The 18460-nt window shown below is 35.2% G+C and carries 18 protein-coding genes; 7 read left to right on the plus strand and 11 right to left on the minus strand.

What is annotated here, in order from left to right:
• Window positions 1-76: 76 nt before the first annotated feature.
• Window positions 77-1498, minus strand: coding sequence for an amino acid permease (locus ACXY7N_RS14340; protein ID WP_033660242.1), 1422 nt, complete (start codon window positions 1496-1498; stop codon window positions 77-79).
• 99 nt (window positions 1499-1597) lie between these two features.
• Window positions 1598-1852 carry a biotin/lipoyl attachment domain-containing protein gene (locus tag ACXY7N_RS14345; protein WP_000859484.1) on the minus strand — a complete coding sequence of 85 codons (255 nt, stop codon included), beginning with the start codon at window positions 1850-1852 and terminating at the stop codon, window positions 1598-1600.
• A gap of 274 nt (window positions 1853-2126) precedes the next feature.
• Between ACXY7N_RS14345 and ACXY7N_RS14350 the strand changes: the two genes are divergently transcribed.
• On the plus strand, window positions 2127-3530 hold the full coding sequence (locus ACXY7N_RS14350) for a sigma-54 interaction domain-containing protein (protein ID WP_016089440.1): 1404 nt from the start codon (window positions 2127-2129) through the stop codon (window positions 3528-3530).
• Window positions 3531-3642: 112 nt separating this feature from the next.
• Complete coding sequence (locus tag ACXY7N_RS14355) at window positions 3643-3840, plus strand: hypothetical protein (RefSeq protein ID WP_016089441.1); 198 nt, start codon at window positions 3643-3645, stop codon at window positions 3838-3840.
• Window positions 3841-3893: 53 nt separating this feature from the next.
• Here ACXY7N_RS14355 and truA read toward each other — a convergent pair whose 3' ends face one another.
• The 6 genes from truA to ACXY7N_RS14385 form a co-directional block, all read right to left on the minus strand.
• Window positions 3894-4631, minus strand: a complete 738-nt coding sequence (gene truA / locus ACXY7N_RS14360) for a tRNA pseudouridine(38-40) synthase TruA (RefSeq protein WP_016089442.1) — start codon at window positions 4629-4631, stop codon at window positions 3894-3896.
• Between the two features lie 56 nt (window positions 4632-4687).
• Window positions 4688-6067: a 23S rRNA (uracil(1939)-C(5))-methyltransferase RlmD gene (gene rlmD, locus ACXY7N_RS14365; RefSeq protein WP_016137005.1), complete on the minus strand. Its 1380-nt coding sequence runs from the start codon at window positions 6065-6067 to the stop codon at window positions 4688-4690.
• Between the two features lie 10 nt (window positions 6068-6077).
• Window positions 6078-6941, minus strand: coding sequence for a DNA-3-methyladenine glycosylase family protein (locus tag ACXY7N_RS14370; protein ID WP_016133542.1), 864 nt, complete (start codon window positions 6939-6941; stop codon window positions 6078-6080).
• 59 nt (window positions 6942-7000) lie between these two features.
• Window positions 7001-7783, minus strand: coding sequence for a delta-lactam-biosynthetic de-N-acetylase (gene pdaA / locus ACXY7N_RS14375; RefSeq protein WP_016089445.1), 783 nt, complete (start codon window positions 7781-7783; stop codon window positions 7001-7003).
• A 126-nt stretch (window positions 7784-7909) separates the two neighbouring features.
• Complete coding sequence (gene fumA, locus ACXY7N_RS14380; RefSeq protein ID WP_080118112.1) at window positions 7910-9430, minus strand: class I fumarate hydratase; 1521 nt, start codon at window positions 9428-9430, stop codon at window positions 7910-7912.
• 205 nt (window positions 9431-9635) lie between these two features.
• Window positions 9636-9818: an SE1561 family protein gene (locus tag ACXY7N_RS14385; protein WP_000513558.1), complete on the minus strand. Its 183-nt coding sequence runs from the start codon at window positions 9816-9818 to the stop codon at window positions 9636-9638.
• Between the two features lie 213 nt (window positions 9819-10031).
• On the opposite strand from ACXY7N_RS14385, the gene yfkAB reads away from it, so the two are divergent.
• Window positions 10032-11159, plus strand: coding sequence for a radical SAM/CxCxxxxC motif protein YfkAB (yfkAB, locus tag ACXY7N_RS14390; protein ID WP_016133541.1), 1128 nt, complete (start codon window positions 10032-10034; stop codon window positions 11157-11159).
• Between the two features lie 37 nt (window positions 11160-11196).
• On the opposite strand, the gene ACXY7N_RS14395 is transcribed toward yfkAB, so the two are convergent.
• Window positions 11197-11994: a YfkD famly protein gene (locus ACXY7N_RS14395; protein WP_016089448.1), complete on the minus strand. Its 798-nt coding sequence runs from the start codon at window positions 11992-11994 to the stop codon at window positions 11197-11199.
• Between the two features lie 79 nt (window positions 11995-12073).
• Window positions 12074-13129: a calcium/proton exchanger gene (gene cax / locus ACXY7N_RS14400; protein ID WP_016133540.1), complete on the minus strand. Its 1056-nt coding sequence runs from the start codon at window positions 13127-13129 to the stop codon at window positions 12074-12076.
• A 178-nt stretch (window positions 13130-13307) separates the two neighbouring features.
• Here cax and ACXY7N_RS14405 point away from each other — a divergent pair, with 178 nt between their 5' ends.
• The 3 genes from ACXY7N_RS14405 to ACXY7N_RS14415 all read left to right on the plus strand — a co-directional run bounded on the left by ACXY7N_RS14405 (window position 13308) and on the right by ACXY7N_RS14415 (window position 14610).
• Entirely contained in the window at window positions 13308-13724 is a 417-nt protein-coding gene (locus ACXY7N_RS14405) for a pyridoxamine 5'-phosphate oxidase family protein (RefSeq protein WP_000550210.1), read from the plus strand.
• Between the two features lie 154 nt (window positions 13725-13878).
• Window positions 13879-14025, plus strand: coding sequence for a BH0509 family protein (locus ACXY7N_RS14410; protein ID WP_000817786.1), 147 nt, complete (start codon window positions 13879-13881; stop codon window positions 14023-14025).
• A gap of 156 nt (window positions 14026-14181) precedes the next feature.
• Complete coding sequence (locus ACXY7N_RS14415) at window positions 14182-14610, plus strand: EamA family transporter (RefSeq protein WP_016137004.1); 429 nt, start codon at window positions 14182-14184, stop codon at window positions 14608-14610.
• Window positions 14611-14621: 11 nt separating this feature from the next.
• Here the strand turns inward: ACXY7N_RS14415 and ACXY7N_RS14420 are convergent, their stop codons facing one another.
• Window positions 14622-15215, minus strand: coding sequence for a DedA family protein (locus ACXY7N_RS14420; RefSeq protein WP_016089451.1), 594 nt, complete (start codon window positions 15213-15215; stop codon window positions 14622-14624).
• 474 nt (window positions 15216-15689) lie between these two features.
• Here ACXY7N_RS14420 and ACXY7N_RS14425 point away from each other — a divergent pair, with 474 nt between their 5' ends.
• Window positions 15690-18452 carry a tetratricopeptide repeat protein gene (locus tag ACXY7N_RS14425; protein WP_098560692.1) on the plus strand — a complete coding sequence of 921 codons (2763 nt, stop codon included), beginning with the start codon at window positions 15690-15692 and terminating at the stop codon, window positions 18450-18452.
• Window positions 18453-18460 lie beyond the last annotated feature (8 nt).

Below are 18460 nucleotides of genomic sequence, written 5' to 3' on the forward strand. Positions count from 1 at the left end.
CCAGCTTTATTTTCACAAAAAAAGAGACTGTTTACAATTTTACAGTCTCTTTTTTCAGCATAAGTTTCTAATATATTTATAAACTTTCTGCTTCTGTTGTATTTATTTTTTCAGCATGTTCTATTTTGCTTCCCTTATTTTTTGTCGCACGGTAAAACAGTAAACAAACAATCATAAATGGAATTCCACAATACAATGCCATTCTTTGTTCTGGAATAAAGGCCATACCAACAATTACTGTTACATTTAATACTAATGCAAGCAGTGGTACGAATGGATATAATGGTGTTTTAAATTTCAAGTCCTTCACATCCCCGCCCTGCTTTATGTATGACCTTCTAGCTAATAAGTTAGATAAAGCAATAGATGCCCAAACTAATATCGCCCCAAATCCTGCAATTGAAAGTAGCCATAAATAAACTGTATCTTCCGCATAAATACCTGATAGTAATGAAAGGCAACCTACAACTGTACTTACAATCAATGCGTAAATAGGAACACCATTTTTAGATAACTTACCAAAAATCGGACTAATCATTCCTTGATTAGACATAGACCATAGCATACGGGAAGTTGCATATAACCCCGAATTCGCAACGGATAGAACCGCTGTAATAATAACGAAATTGATAATATCCGCTGCATAAGGAATACCAATCTTATCAAATACAACTACGAATGGACTTTCTATCACTCCTGCTTGCTGCCAAGGGAATAATCCCGCAAGAATGAAAATAGATAATACAAAGAACACAAGTATACGCCAAACTGTATTATTAATTGCCTTCGGGATCGTTTTCTCTGGATTTTCACTCTCACCTGCTGCAATACCGACTAGTTCTGTTCCTTGGAAGGAAAAATTAACAGCAATCATCGTAATTAAAATAGCTGATAATCCATTTGGGAACAATCCACCATAATCAGTAAAACTAGAAAACATCGGTGCTGGTTCATGTCCTTTCATATCTAGAAAACCAAACATTGCTGCCCCGCCCAAAATAATAAATGCAATGATTGTAATTACTTTAATACTTGCAAACCAAAATTCAACTTCCGCAAAACTTCTTGAAGATAACGCATTAATAGCAAAGAGAAGCACTGCAAACACTACACACCAAATCCATGACGGTACATCAGGAAACCATCGTTTCATTAAAATACTAACTGCAATCAGTTCAATACCTATCGTAGCAGACCAGTTTAACCACGACATCCATCCCACTACATAACCCGCTGCAGGGGAAATGTGCTTTGTAGCATACGTTTGATAAGATCCTGCGTCAGGCATCGCAACAGCTAACTCTCCGAGACAGAGCATCGTTAAATACATAACAAATCCTCCAACAAGATACGCTACAATCGCTCCTCCAGGCCCAGCCTCATGGATGGTATACCCAGATCCTAAAAAAAGACCGGTACCAATAACTCCTCCAAGTGCAATCATAAATATGTGCCTGCTTTTCAATTCCCTTTTTAACCCTTGGTTTTGGTCCATCATATAATTCCCCCCTCTTCCCTTTGGAAACCCATTTCATGTAAGCGTTCTTAAAATTGTCCATAATAAGAATAATTATTGAAAAGAGCAAAATACATAGTATTAATCACTACCTGTTATTAAAAGATCATCCCTCACTGTTATTAATAACTTTTGATCAGCGATGGCTTGTCCTTCTACTACTTCTAATGATTCGATATACCCACTGATCCCTACCTTAATTTCTACTTTCTGTTTATCTATCGTTTCAATTAACGCTAATTTCTCCCACTCGTATACGTAAGAACTTTCCGCAACAAATAACTTCTCTACTTTCCCGTAACAAGGACTATACACGCCTTCTATAACCGTCTTCACTTTATAAACTCCTCCTTCTTATTAATTGGTACTGAAACGTTGCATATCCCTCCTTTAAAGATTTCAACTATTATTTATGCAAAAAGCATACCAATCTCCAATTCCTATTTAAAATGAGGATTCCTCACGAAAAAATCTTCATAACCGCAAAATTTTTCTATCATTCAAGAAGTTTTAAAAAGAAAATAGCAAAAAAATTTTGCGATTTTATAAGAATTTTAATAAAATTATAAAAAGTCAGTCTTCATAGGGTGAAATGAGGAGAAGATAATCTATGCGTACAGAAGACATTAATTTTAAACAGATCATTGAAATGAATATGCTATATGAAACTTTACTCAATGAACTCGATATCGGGATTCATATTATTAATGAGGAAAGTAAAACGATTATCTATAACCGCAAAATGATGGAAATTGAATCAATGGAACGCTCAGATGTGCTATATAAAAGTCCTTTAGAAGTATTCGCATTTGAAGAAAATAAAAATAGTACTCTTATAGAAGCATTAAAATTAGGAAAAACAAACAAAAATATAAAACAAACGTATTTTAACAATAAAGGGCAAGAAATTACGACGATTAACGATACTTTCCCTATAATAGAAAATGGAAAAATTAAAGGCGCTATTGAAATTTCAAAAGAGATGAATCACTTAAAGCAAACAATAAAAATGGACTCTTCTCGAAAACAAAACACTAAATTTACCTTTGATCACATAATTGGTGATTCTGAAGCCATTCAATCAACCATTGGGGAAGGAAAAAGGGTAATTCGTACATCTTCCTCCATACTTCTCGTAGGAGAAACAGGAACTGGAAAAGAACTATTTGCACAAAGTATCCATAATGAAAGTCAACGTTCAACAAAACCGTTCATTTCACAAAACTGTGCTGCTATACCTGATACGCTAATGGAAAGCTTATTATTTGGTACGAACCGAGGTGCATTTACAGGAGCTATCGATAAAGCTGGTTTATTTGAAGAAGCCAACGGAGGAACTTTGTTATTAGATGAGATCAACTCATTAAGTCCAGCACTTCAAGCGAAGTTACTGCGAGCTATACAAGAAAAAACAATACGAAGAATCGGGGGCACACAAGAAAAAGAAATTGATGTTCGTATTATAGCAACTATTAATGAAGACCCCCTTGAAGCTATTACACACAATCGATTACGGGAAGACTTATATTACCGATTAAGCGTCGTTACTTTATGTCTCCCGCCTTTACGAGAACGAAAAAAAGATATTCCAGCCCTTGTTCAGCACTTTATCGAAAAGTACAACATTCAATTTGGACTCGCTGTAACGGATGTAGATATACATGTAAGAGAATTCCTGTATGCATATAATTGGCCTGGAAACGTACGAGAATTGGAACATATCATTGAAGGTTCAATGAACTTGGTTGAAGATGAAAATATCATTACAGCATTTCATCTTCCCACTCGCTTTCGCGAACGAATAAAAAAAGAATTCAATACGCAACCTTTCCTAACCAGTAACGATACTGATGCACCTAAAACGTTAAAGCACACAATAGCAGAAATGGAAAAGAACTACATCAATCAAATTTTGAAAGAGTATCATGGTAATATTTCACAAGCTGCAAAGTTTTTGGGATTAAGTAGGCAAAACTTACAATATCGGATTAAAAAACTTCATTTACACATATGAAATGAAGTGAAACTTTAATCAAATGTAGGATAAATTCGCTTCCAAGTGCAAATAAACACTTGGAAAAATATTCTATAATAAACATATAACATACTAGAAAGGAACGATATATATGAGTAATGATAACAAATTAAAGTTATTACAATACTTAGCCTTCTTCCCTACCCTTGTATGTATGATGTTACTAGTTGAAATGAATGCTTATCCTTATGCAAAACTATTAGCAACAATTAGCGGCTCCTTTGCAGCTATTATGCTTGCTGCTTTTTGGAATTTGAAGATACGTATGAAGAAAGAAAAATCTTCTTAACGCCAAAACAATAAAAAAATCGAGCTTACACAGCTCGATTTTTTTATTGTTTATTAAAATTCAACATTCTCCAAATACAAACCACTCGCCTCAGCAAGACAATTAATTTGATTACGTTGTTTTTCCTCTAAAATATTTGGGATTGCGTCCGCATCTAATTGTCCTAATCCAACTTCAATTAATGCTCCAACAATTTTTCGTACCATGTTATGAAGGAATCCGTTACCACTTACTCTAATTTGTACAAATCCTGCTTCTTCCATCACTTCAAGTGTATATACTTCTCGAACCATAGACTTTTTCTTTGATTTCGCATTTGAAAAAGCAGTAAAATCATGTGAACCAACTAAATGTTTCGCAGCTTCTTTCATGCTTTTCACATTTAATTTTTTATTCACATGCATGCTGTATTTACGCATAAATGGATTTGTATGCTCTTCATTCCAAATTTTATAAAGATATGTTTTTGCTTTAGAATTGTAACGAGCATGGAAGCGATCTTGTACTTCTTCTACATTCGTAATGCTAATATCATTAGGTAAATATTGATTTAAATATTTTTTCACTTTATGTTCCACTAACTTCTCATCACTTTGAAAGTTAGCAACTTGATTTAAAGCATGTACACCAGCGTCTGTTCTACTACAACCGATAATTTCAATTTCTTTTCCGACCATTTCAGATATGACACTTTCAATTTTTCCTTGAATCGTATTATCGTTATTACCGAGACGTTGCCATCCTTTAAAACGTGCACCATCGTACTGAATCGTTAATTTATAATTGTACATTTCATTCTCCTTCATAGAAAATATTCCCTCGTGTCGTGAGGGAATATGAATACACTTTACTTTCTAACAAGCTTCACTACATTTTCTACATGGGCTGTATGTGGGAACATATCAACTGGTTGTACATACTCCACTTCATAGCTCTTCATTAACGCTTGTACATCACGTGCTAATGAAGAAGGATTACAGGATACGTAAACAACTTGTTTCGGCTTCACTTTTAAGATTGTTTCCAGTAATTTATCATCGCAACCTGTACGAGGTGGATCGACAACAATTACATCTGGACGCCATCCTTCTTTTACCCATTTCGGTAACCATTGTTCAGCTTTACCTGCTTCATATTTCGTATTTGTAAATCCGTGGCGCTTCGCATTTTTTCTTGCGTCTGCAATTGCTTCTGGAATGACATCCATACCACGTACTTCCGCTGCATCATTTGCAAGCCAAAGACCGATTGTACCAACACCACAATACGCATCTACAATTTTCTCATCGCCTGTTAAAGCAGCTGCTTTTTTCGCTTCATCGTATAAAACAACTGTTTGTTCTGGATTTAACTGGAAGAATGCACGTGCTGATAATTCAAATGATAAATCACCTAGTGTTTCTTGAATTACTTCTTTTCCAGCTAATTTAAATGTTTTATCACCGAAAATAACAGATGTTTTACGCCAGTTTACGTTTTGCATAATTGATTTAACAGCTGGCATCTGTTTTTGTACTTCTGCGATAAATTGATCTTTATTTGGTAATTCTTCTTTTGTTGTAATAAGTGTAACTTGTACTTCCCCTGTTTGAACTGCAGTACGTGTCACAATTGTGCGTACTAAACCTTTTTGTTTTTTCTCATTGTAAATAGAAACATTTAATTTTTCTAATATACGTCTTACAACTTTGGTCGCTTCATTCGTTGCTTTATGTTGAATCATACAATGAGCAATATCAATTAACTGATGTGAGTTTTGCTTATACAGCCCTGTAATGACCTTTTCGTCTTTACGTCCCACTTGTAATTGACTCTTATTACGATAATGCCATGGATTTTCCATGCCAAGCGTCGGACGAATTTTCTCTTCCAAAGTGTTATTCATGTACTTCTCAAATGCTTGTACAACGATATCACGCTTTTGATTTAATTGTTCTTTATAATCTAAATGTTGCAGCTGACAGCCGCCACACTCTTCATATACCGGACATGGTGCTTTCACACGATGTGGTGAAGCTTTACGAACTTTTTTCACTTTCGCTTCAGCGAAGCCACGCTGAATTTTCGTTGTTTCTGCAACAACTTCTTCTCCTGGTAATGCCCCTGGAATGAAAACAACTTGTCTCTTAAAATAACCAACGCCTTCTCCGTTAATCCCAAGACGTTTAATTGTCACAGGAAACGTTTGACCAACTTCCAACTTACTCTCATGTTGCTTTTGTATCATTATTACACCTCTACTCTATACTTTTCCATAAATATAACGCTGCATAACTGCAGTATGGTTCACACTCTTGTTTCACTTTTTCTAAAAATGCATCATCAGGTTTATCATCTAGTTGAAATACACCTTGTACTGCACGCTGAATCCCAATGTCCGCTTTCGGAAACATATTTTTCCGTCCAAGTCCAAACATTAAAAAGTTTTGCACTGTCCATGTACCAATCCCCCTAATTGGTAACAATTGTGCCGAAACCTCTTCTTCCGCCCTGGTTTCTATACTCGCTAAATCTAATGTACCGCTGACAATACTTCGACCTAATCCTACTATATATTCAGCCTTTCGCTGACTAAACTTCTGCTCTCTCAATTCCTCTATTGAAATATTTGCTACTGTTTCTGGAGTGGGGAAAAAGAATACACCGTTCTTCTCTGTTCCATATCGTTTCACAAACTGTTCTGTTAACACAGTAGCAAATTTCAAATTTATTTGTTGATGAATGATACAGCGAAGAAGACAAGCAAAATAATCAAATTCTAAAATAATTGGAGTATAAGCATATGTTTCAAATAGTGGCCGTAATGATGTGTTTAAAAAATGGTTTTGTATATCTTGAAACGGTTCATTCCAATGAAAAATGGCTCTCATTCGTTTCATGACTTTCTCCGGATCTCCTGTCTGACTAGAAATCCAAAACTGTGGATTTTGAACAGTACCAATCCCTTGTAAGCGAACAACAATCTGTTCCTCGTCTATACAAAGCGGGACATACATAACTTTCTCATCTAATTGAATGACGTGAAGAGGGTCAAAAGATAAACGTCTTAATACCTCTTCAAAGTGATACGGATACTCTAACGTAACATGTTCGCTCCACATACGTTTCCCCATCCTTTTTACAAATCATTATAGCATGAGAAAACCGCAAGCATACATGCTTACGGTTGATTGCTTTTTACTAAGTCATCTAGACTTTTAAAATGATACCCTTTCTCGCGCAAATCATCAATGATTTTCGCAAGTGCTTCTGCATTATCTTTTGATATTGCATGAAGTAATAAAATAGATCCTGGATGAATCATCGTCATAACATTATTATGCGCATATTGCCATCCTCTTTGCTGATCCACTTTCCAATCCAAAAATGCAAGTGACCAAAATACATTATAGTAGCCCATTTCTTTCGTAAGAGCTAACGTTCTTTCACTAAATACACCGCGCGGAGGACGTACATATTTCACTTCTTTTTGCCCAGTTACTTTTTTAATTTCTTCCGTTACACTCGTTAATTCTTCACGAAGTTTCTCATCATTTACCGTTGTGAAATCAGGATGACTCCACGAATGGTTTCCAATAATGTGTCCTTCATCCTTCATTCTTAACAATAAATCTTTTTGTGTTTTAATATAATGCCCCGTTACAAAAAAGGTTGCTGGTACTTTTTTCTCTTTTAGTACGTCTAAAATTTTCCCTGTGTATCCATTCTCATAACCGTTATCAAATGTTAAATAAATATCTTTTTTCTCCGTGTCCCCTAAATAAAACCCGCCATTTTTTTGTAATAATTCTGTATACAGTTTCCCTGCATCTGGTACTGTTTCATTTTTAGGACGCGGAATTCCCCAGTTATGTGGAGTATTTGTATAAGCTAATGTTGAAACTGGAACAAGTGCCATCATAATTGAAAAAATGAGACCGATATATAACCATTTATATTTCATAAATAGTCTCCTTTCCATATATAATCGTACTTGTAGTTTCTGTTGCCTCGCATTCTTTCATGCTGAACATGTTTTTCTATATATACCAAAAAAATGCATCTCGAATCATTCGAGATGCATTTTTGTTTACTTAAATACCGGCTCTTTAAAGCTAGCTAATTTTTCAAGTGATGTTTTATCAACATCTGCATGTAAGCTATTACCATGAGAATCCATCGTTACAACTGCTTTAAATCCATCGATACGTAAATGCCACATTGCCTCTGGAATACCAAATTGTAAGAAATCAACATCTTTTACTTCTTTAATACACTCAGCATAATATTGCGCTGCACCACCGATTGCATTTAAATATACACCACCGTGCTCTTCTAAAGCCGCTAATGTTTTCGCACCCATACCGCCTTTACCAATAACAGCGCGAATACCAAATTTCTTCATAATATCGCCTTGGTACGGTTCTTCACGAATACTTGTCGTTGGACCTGCCGCTTTAATTTGCCAATTGTCATTTTCATCTTTCACGACAACTGGACCACAGTGATAAATAACTTGTCCATTTAAATCTACTGGACAATCGTTATCCATTAAATGCTTATGGATTGCGTCACGACCTGTATACATCATGCCATTAATTGTTACAACATCACCAACGCGAAGTTCACGAATTTGCTCTTCTGTAATTGGTGCTTGTAATACAATCTCACGTTGCTCTGTTTTTTCTTGTGCTTCTTGCTCCAGTGTATCCTCACCTTCTTGATATAACCAATCCATAATTTCACCTGTTTCAGGGTGGATTGTTACGCCAAGGCGGCGATATGCCCAGCAATTATACGCCACAGACACATAGAAGCTAGCTGGCAGACGGTTATACACGCCAATTTTACAACCAAGTAAAGTTGTTTCTCCGCCAAATCCCATCGTACCAATGCCAAGCTTATTCGCATTTTCTAATACGTACTCTTCAAGCTTTTGTAACTCTGGAATTGGATTGACGTCATCTAATGTACGGAATAATTGATTTTTTGCTAATTCGTAACCTGATGTGCGGTCTCCCCCGATACCAACACCAATTACACCTGCACTACATCCTTGACCTTGTGCTTGATATACTGCATGAAGAAGGCATTTACGAATCCCTTCTAAATCACGGCCAGCTCGTCCAAGTCCTTCTAATTCACATGGTAAGCTATACTGAATATTTTTATTCTCACAGCCACCACCCTTTAGGATTAAACGAGCATCAATATAATCTTTTTCCCATTGTTCAAACTTAATAACCGGTGTACCTGGTCCTAAATTATTTCCACTATTGTCTCCAAAAAGAGAATCAACAGAATTTGGACGAAGTTTACCATCTTTTGTCGCCCGCTCAAGCGCATTATAGATAGCTTCCTTCAACTTTAATTGATTCACACCAACTGGTGTATAAATTTTAAACGTTGGCATCCCTGTATCTTGGCAAATTGGCGAGATGTTATCATCAGCCATTTTAATATTATTCGTAATTGTGCCAAGTGCCATCGCTGAACGAGTCCCTGCATTTTCTCGTTCTTTCGCTTGTTGAATCGCACGACGAACATCTTTCGGTAAGTTCGTTGACGTTTCAACAATTAGTTGATACATGCTTTCTTGAAGCTTTTCCATTGTTACTTCCCCCTCAATTGTGAACGCTACCAAAACGTTATGAGCTGAAAATTCCATTGTTATGCTCTTCAGCTTTTTATTTATTTCACGCTATAAAGCATAAATGAAATTTTTCACAACTTGATTATACCTTTTTTTCTACCTTCCTTCTATTATCCATACAGAAAAAGGCTGCCAATTTTGCTTTGGCAGCCTTTTTAATATATTATTCGTCTTTTTTAAATTGCTCACATTTTAATTCTAATTCATCTAACATTGCAAGTAGACGATCTACATCTTCTAACTCTACTTCTTCAGGTTCAATTGTATCAATCACTTCAATGAACATATTTAAACGTTCTTTTAAATATACTAATTGTGTATCTTTATCTTGAATTGCTTTTCCCATGAAGGCACTCTCCTTTTAATTCGAGTTGCTTTTATTATACCGCAAAAATGATTGCTATGGGCATGAAATTTCATCAATTTTGTCACGGTCATTCATTCAAATGTAAGCCCTCTCTCTTTTTTCACAAAAAAGTTTCACTTTATAAAAAGTACATATTCTTCTATTATAGAGAATGGACAAATTGTTATTTCAATAGTCAAAGGAGTATTTCATATGACGATATCACAAAAAATGAAGCCGATTACTCCTTCTTACGATCCATGGGAAGCGTATATGGACCTTGAAGAGTACGGCAAACTACTATTAACAAACGTTGAATTTACAACGACAACGTTATGCAATATGCGTTGCGAGCATTGTGCTGTTGGTTACACATTACAGCCGAAAGATCCAAATCCGCTTCCGATGGAGCTTTTATTAAAACGATTAGATGAGATTCCTCATTTACGTTCTTTAAGTATTACTGGCGGAGAACCTATGCTTTCAAAAAAATCCGTCGACAACTATGTAACACCACTCTTAAAATACGCCCATGAACGAGGCGTTCGCACTCAAATCAACTCAAACTTAACTATAGATTTAGCACGTTACGAACAAATTATTCCTTATTTAGACGTATTGCACATATCTCATAACTGGGGAACAATTGATGACTTCGTTGAAGGCGGATTTGCAATGATGGAGCGTAAACCTACGTATGAACAGCGTGCAAAACTATTTGAACGAATGATTACAAATAGTAAAGCTCTATCAGATGCCGGTGTACTCGTATCAGCCGAAACAATGCTGAATAAAAGAACTCTACCACATATTGAACATATTCATCGTCAAATTGTTGAAGAAATGGGCTGTAAACGTCATGAAGTACATCCGATGTATCCAAGTGACTTCGCGAGTAATCTAGAAATTTTAACAAAAGCTGAAATTCGTGATGCAATTGAGCATTTACTAGAAATTCGCGATGAAAATGTATGGATGTTATTTGGGACTTTACCTTTCTACGCTTGTAGCGATGACGAGCGAGACATCGCCACATTTAAGAAATTACAAGAAAGCAAAAATGTAACCGTTCGTAACGATCCGGATGGCCGTTCTCGTTTAAACGTTAACATTTTCGATGGAAATATTATTGTAACTGATTTCGGTGACGTTCCTCTTCTAGGTAACGTACAAACAAACACACTACAAGAAGCGTATGACAAATGGAGTGCTTCAAAAACAGCAAAATCATTAAGCTGTCACTGTCCTGCTGTAAAATGCCTCGGACCGAATGTTCTTGTAAAAAACAGCTACTATCCAACAGAAGATTTCTTATCAAAAACAGCAAATATTACATTCTAAATAAAAACGTCAGCTTATAAGCTGACGTTTTTTCATATTATTGCGAGTGAGAAGAAGATATGAATTTAAAATATAAATGATCATGAATTGGAATAGCAGCTCCAATTCCTTGTGAGGTAATATTTTTTACAACAAGCCTTTTTTGATTTCCTTTTAATACAAGGTATACTTCTCCAAACGTCACTTTTCCTTTTTCATTTACTGCTGGTGTATAGGCGTATAAATATCCAAGTTGACTCGGGCTAATATTATACACGCGCTCATGTCCTGTACCATAACCAATGGTTGTTTTAAATGAAAGTGGCAATTGTACTTTTTCAAGTGCTTTGAGAAGCATCATTTTTTTCACATCTGTAGCATCTTTCATATCCGCTGTTAAATCGCCTTCAACTGTCTTCTGCGTTTCTTGTTTATAGCGTAACGGATATAAGCGATCTCCTCCGCGATTATCGTACACATTGCGATTTACTTGTTTATATTCCCAATTAATCGTTGTATCAACCGATTCATAATTCAAAGCCCATTGACCTAAATAGATTTTTGCTCGGTACCCTACCGCAAGCGGCGCATTCGAAATTGTCGTTTCATTAAACATTCGAATTAAGTCCGGATTTTCAATTTTAATATTTGCTGTTTTCAATAGTTCTTGAGCAAACTTACTCGGCTGTAAACGCGGCAAATCTTGCGCATCATTTGGAAACGTATTGTCTTTAGAAATATTTAAAACAGATGAAGGCATTTTTGTTTCTACCGTTGTCTTTGCAAAACTTATGTTAGGAAATAATAGAATAAACGAGACCATAGTTGAAAGACATATGCTGTATACTCGTTTCACCTGTCTGGCTCCTTCCTACGTAAAGGTATATACTACTTTTTTTATTGTTTTCTCTCAGCACAATTGTTATGCCTATTTTTCATAATAAATAAAAACCAATTCCCATAATGACATACGCCGCTAATAACGTACCTCCTTCAAACCAGTTTGTATCACCATCGTTTGAAATCGCTATCGTTAAGAAAACAGCTGTAATCATAGAAACAAGTTCTGGTATGGTAAATACTAAAGGCATCCTATTTGCAAAAAACATGGATAGCAATACCAATACAGGAGCAACAAACATGGCAATTTGTAATGTAGAACCTACTGCGATTTCGACTGCAATATTTACTTTATTTTTATAAGCCATAATAATTGCAGATGCATGTTCTGCTGCATTTCCAACAATCGCAACGATAATAACCCCTATAAATAACTCTGACCAGCCAAATGATTTCGCGACTGTTTCAAATGTATGCACGAGCGCCTCTGACACATAAGCTACCGCAATTGTCGCTATTGCTAAAATGAGTAACGCTTTTCCTTTTGACCACTCTGGCTCTTCTTCATGAGCGACTTCATCACTTTTATGCTGATATACACCGCGGTGCGTAACTAACTTAAATAGCAATGCAGCAAGGTACATAATAATCATAATAATAGAAACACCGATACTTAATTGATACGTCTTTCCAGCTTCCATCTTCATTGAAAAGATCTCTGGAATAACAAAAGCTACTACTACAGCAAAGATTAATAAAGCTGAATTGTGTCTTGCATCATACACATTAAAACTTTGTCTTTTGTATTTCAGACCTCCTACAAAGAAAGATAGTCCCCCTACTAATAGTAAATTTCCAAGTACAGATCCTGTTAAAGAGGCTAACACCACTTCAATTAATCCCGCTTGAAGTGCAAAAATCGAAATGATTAGTTCAACAGCATTACCGAAAGTAGCATTTAATAATCCACCTATTCTAGGTCCAGAGACAATTGCTAAACTTTCTGTCGCTCTCCCCATAAAACCAGCTAACGCGATAATCGTAATACAATACACAGCGAACATAATTGTTTGGGGCCAATGAAGTGTTTTTCCAAGTACAGACAGTGGTACACCTATAAGCCCTACTATAAGAAATATTTTATTAAACATGCCTTTCATCCTTCCATCGTATGTATTTCTCCTCGATATTATTATTATTCTTCTCCTAACTTGTACGATTTCATCACAATTACGTTTAAAAAATCGGATTGAAGAAAACAGTATGAAAGATATTCAAATTATCTCGTTTAAACAGAGAAAATATAAATTAGGAAAAGAGGTAAAAAACATGCACTTAAAAGAAAAAATCGCAACAATTATTCAAGGACAAAGAACTGGTGTATTATCAACTGTACGTAACGATAAGCCGCATAGTGCCTTTATGATGTTTTTCCACGAAGATTTTGTACTATATGTTGCAACAGATCGACAATCAAAAAAGATAACAGATATCGAAAACAATCCAAATGTCCATGTACTACTTGGACGAGAAGGAAAAAAATTAGATGAAGATTATATTGAAGTTGAAGGCTTAGCTTCCATCGAGGAAGACTCCACATTAAAAAACAAGTTTTGGAATAATAGCTTAAAACGCTGGTTACTCGGTCCTGAAGACCCTAATTACGTATTAATAAAAATCAATCCCGACACAATTTATTACATCGATGGTGCTGGTACGACGGAGCCCGAGTTTTTACGACTATAAAATAAAACAAGCCCCCTTTAGGTGGGCTTGTTTTGTCGAAAAGTTCTTCTGAAAAAAACAATAAAATAGGTGGAACTTTCTAAAGATTCTGTTATATAATAGCAGTAACTTAAATAAACTGTATTAAAACAGATTGAGAGGAGAAATAACATTGATGAAAAGAGAAGAACGCAAAAACATGATTGAGTTTATTGAAAAGAAAAAAGGGATTGAGCGTGACGAATTATTGTTTATGACAGACGATGAAGTGGAACATATTTATAATGTAACGTACTTTTTATATGAGGAAATTGCAGAGTAGTATAATAATCCCCACCTTATTAAAAATATAAGGTGGGGATTATTTCGTTATTTATTCCGCTATTTGCGGGACGATAAAATCCCACTGATTAAAGTTTCGCTTTATACATGAGAATGGTTTTCATGTATAATAATGTAAGATTGGAGGAATTTTACTATGAGTTCATGGCTCTTATTCGCACTATTATCAGCAATTGCTGCTGCCCTTGTATCTATTTTCGGAAAGATTGGTTTAGATGGAATCGATGCCAATGTCGCCACAACTGTTCGTTCTATTATCATGGCATTATTTATGGTGGGCGTTATTATTATCCAAGGTAAATTTCAAAATATTGGCGATGTACTGCTAAATAAAAAAGCACTGCTCTTTATCACATTAAGTGGGGTTGCAGGTGCTTCGTCATGGCTATTTTATTTTCTTGCCCTCAAAACAGGGAAAGTTTCACAAGTGGCTCCTGTCGATAAACTAAGCGTCGTATTTTCTATCATTCTCGCTATGATTATACTCGGCGAAAAGTTAAACTTTATGACTAGTATTGGTGTTGTCTTTATTACAGCTGGTGTACTATTTATTGCTTTCAGCTAAAAAAACCGCGATTAGCGGTTTTTCTTTTTCTTTATGTAAAACCATACAATACATGTAACAACTACTGAAATGGATAAAATCCATATTCCATAATGATGTAAACTATACTCAACGAAACGCCACTTCTCTCCTAACTTCCAGCCAAGTCCAATAAAAACACTGATCCAAATAAACGCACCACCGTAAGCGTACAAACAAAAACGCCAAAGTGTTAAATTCGACATCCCAGCAAAATATGCTGTTAAATGACGTACTCCCGGGATAAAGTAACCAATCATTAAAAGAAATGGGCCATATTTTTCAAATAAAATATGTGTTTTTTCGATGTGATGTTCTTTGATCCTAACTTTCGGCCCATATTTTTTTAAAACAGGGAGTCCAAGTTTCAAACCTAATATATAGCTTAATGTAATGCCTAACATTGCGCCAGCCATCCCACTTAAAAACGCAGCAGTTCCTGACATAACTCCTTTTGAAACGTTATAACCAACAAAGGTCAATAAAAACTCATCTGGTATCGGTAATCCAACAATCCCACCGGCCAAAGCTATAATAATTCCAAAATACCCATAATGTGCGATTAACTCGCCAATATGTTGTTCCATTCGGAAGACACATCCTATGCACGATCGTTATTCCACATTGTGCCCTTTCTATCCTTCAGACAAACATGGTATACATATTCACTATACATTGTTTTTATAATGAACTCTACTTCTATCCATTCCTTTAACAGGAAGAAAGTGAACCATTAATCGGTGAGGGTTTGTTCATCCTGGCTCATTCTTAGTACACATCAATCGTGCGCCAGACTCCCGCCTCCTTCCCTTATATTCACCGCTTTTCGAAGCGCTAGTCTTACCATCCACAAATAACAGGATTAAAAAATAAAAATTCATATGCTTGTTTTTTTGTTACAATAAAGGAAAGTTACTTTTCGCAACGGTTTAACTCTCAGGAAAAATGATATACCTAGCAAAAACATAGTTTGGTCGATATAATGCAACTTCTACCTATTAAAAGAACATGCACCCTTTACATACAACATCATTTTTCTAAATTATACAGGGGGAACGAACATGACCATTGAAAATCAATTTATCCAAAAGGTTTACTATAAAACATTTTTAACAGAAGAAACTTCTACTCCAGTATCGGAAGTACTCGGTGAAGCATATATAAATGAATCTATAAATGAATTCTCCAACATTTCTAATATCCGCTTTGCTCAAGGTGAATTTTATTACCAAAATAAAGACTTTGAAGCAGCGATATTTAAATGGGAGAAAGTAAATAACGAGCTTGCACTTTGGGCAACCAAAAATATTGCAGATTCTTATTTTGAACTAGGCTTCTTACCAAAAGCAGAAGAAATTTATCAATCTATCCAAACGGAAGATACAACTCTTACAATGGAAGTTTCCTTACAACTTCTTTCTCTTTACATCGAACAAGATCGTTTAGGTCTAGCCTTTAAGACAATTAGTGAGGCTGTTGCATTTCAACCTGACTATCCAAACATTACTGCAATTGCTCGCTCATTCTATGAAAAACAAGCAGATTGGAATAATGCTATCGAACTTGCCGTTCAAGAAGGAATTCGAACAAAATCATTGCACTGGTTCGATACTTTAATCAATTATGTAAATCAAGGATTTACGAAACAAATCAATCCAGAATATTTCTATGAATCTTTAAAAGCTTTATATGCAATTGATCAAGTCCAATTTAAAGAACTTGTTATTGCTCTTTGGAACAGCTATCAAAATGAAAAATTGCATCTACCTTGGATTCAAACAATAAATCATTTATTCTTACATATTGAGACAGACAACAATGACGATTGGCATGAAATTATTGAACGCTATCAAGATACGTACTTTGAATTAATTACTGGTGAGCATTTCATGCATGAAATGCAAGGACTTGTACCCGATCTATTAACAAATTGGTTTAGTTTAACGAAAGCAAAAGATGCCCTATTTGTCTCTGCTGCAGTATTAGCGTGGAATGAAGTTTCACCTACAACTTTAGAGTCATTACTCGTAAAAAGTGCGGGAGCCCTACTCTCTAATTCAACAGCTGAAACAAATGTAAATATGGAAACCGTTTCTCATTTATTCGAAACAATTGCTGTATGGGCTGAAAAAAACGATGTGGATTTAAGTCATCAATTTACGTTACTCGTTCATGAACTATGTGATTTAAATGTTACACAATTACTAATAGCGGGAACTAGTGACCATGATAAATTATCATTCATCAATTCAATATTAGGAGAGAACATCTTAACTGAGACTGTAACAGCTCCTATTCTATTTAAAGATGATAGCCAAACTGAAATAACAGAATTCACTGCGTTAGATGTACACAATATACCGAACTTTGATGAATTCCATCAAATAATGGCTACACCTTCCGATTCAGAACTTGAGAAAAAATGCATAGAAATTAAGTTACCAAGTAGATTTTTAAGAAAAAATAAATTTGCATTTCTTGTTACGCCATCTGTTCAAGGGCAAGTGGATAAAAACAGCCCATATTTTGAATACTTACAAGCAGCAGATAGCCTTATTTACGTATTAAATTCAGCTTCACCATTACATGGGGAAGAGCTTGATACATTACTTTATTTACGTGAACAAGTGCCAAATTTACAAATTCATTTCGTATTACACACAAATAATACGACCAATAATGAAAAGCTAATAAGTAAGATTAAAGTCCATTTCCCAAGTGCACAGTTCTTCCCATACTCTCCTTCACAAGAGAGTAGCCAGCAACTTGGGGACGTGACAGAGTCTATTCTTTCTAATCTAGCTGGACGCGACATGGAACAAGAACGTATAGAAAAACTAATATGGTTTACTCAAAAGACAATCGCATACCTTGTAAATGAACGTGTGGAATTAGAAAATACATTAGTGAAATCAGTACGATGGAATAAACATATCTCAGTGAAACTAAATGGATTTATTAACAATCTTACTGCTCTTGAAAAAGATAAAATTCGTTCTATTACAGAATCTTATCTTTTAACGAAAGAAGAAATCACACGAGATATCCATTCTCAAATTCCTGAATTATTACAGAGCTGTTCTGACCTTGTTCAAGAAGATAGTGATTTCAAATTAGTTCATGAAGAATTAAATACTGCAATGAACGAACGAATTCAAAAACATGTACAGCAAGTGCTTCTTCCTAAATTTACTGGGTTTATTCAAGAGTGGATTGAAACAGCACATAATGAATTTATTCAAGCTCAATCTTATTTAGATGAAATGAGTGAAACGTTTAATAAATTATATAAAGAAGAACGCATGAAACTTCCTTGCGATTTCAAATTATTAGATGATTGGCATCGAGATGTTGTACGCATGACAAATAGAATTACAGTATCGAACATCAATATTTTATTACGCTTTACACCGACACAATTTTTCTTAAAGAGTGCGGGAAAACTATTTGGTAACATGCAAAAAAATCAATCTATGCTCGCAAACAAATATAAACAATATATTGAAACGGAAGACTATACGGAAATTTCTCAAACGATTTCAAAACAATTCTTCCTTCAATTTGAAGTATTTGAAGGCGCATTAGAACGAGATATTATGATGTTCTTTAAAGATCCACTTAGCATATTGAAACAAAATGTGGAAGCAGCTCAACTTGAAATAGAGGAAGACGAACAAACATTAGCAACGTTAAGAAGCAACCCAGAAACTTATCACGATCCGTTAGCATTCTTTAAACTGCAACTATTGCAGCACAAATTCGTTTTAAGTACGAACAAAAACAATGAAGACGTCTATGAATTTAATGAGTCTCCTACGATTTAACATAAAAA

The sequence above is a fragment of the Bacillus sp. 5w2 genome (genome assembly GCF_054353775.1).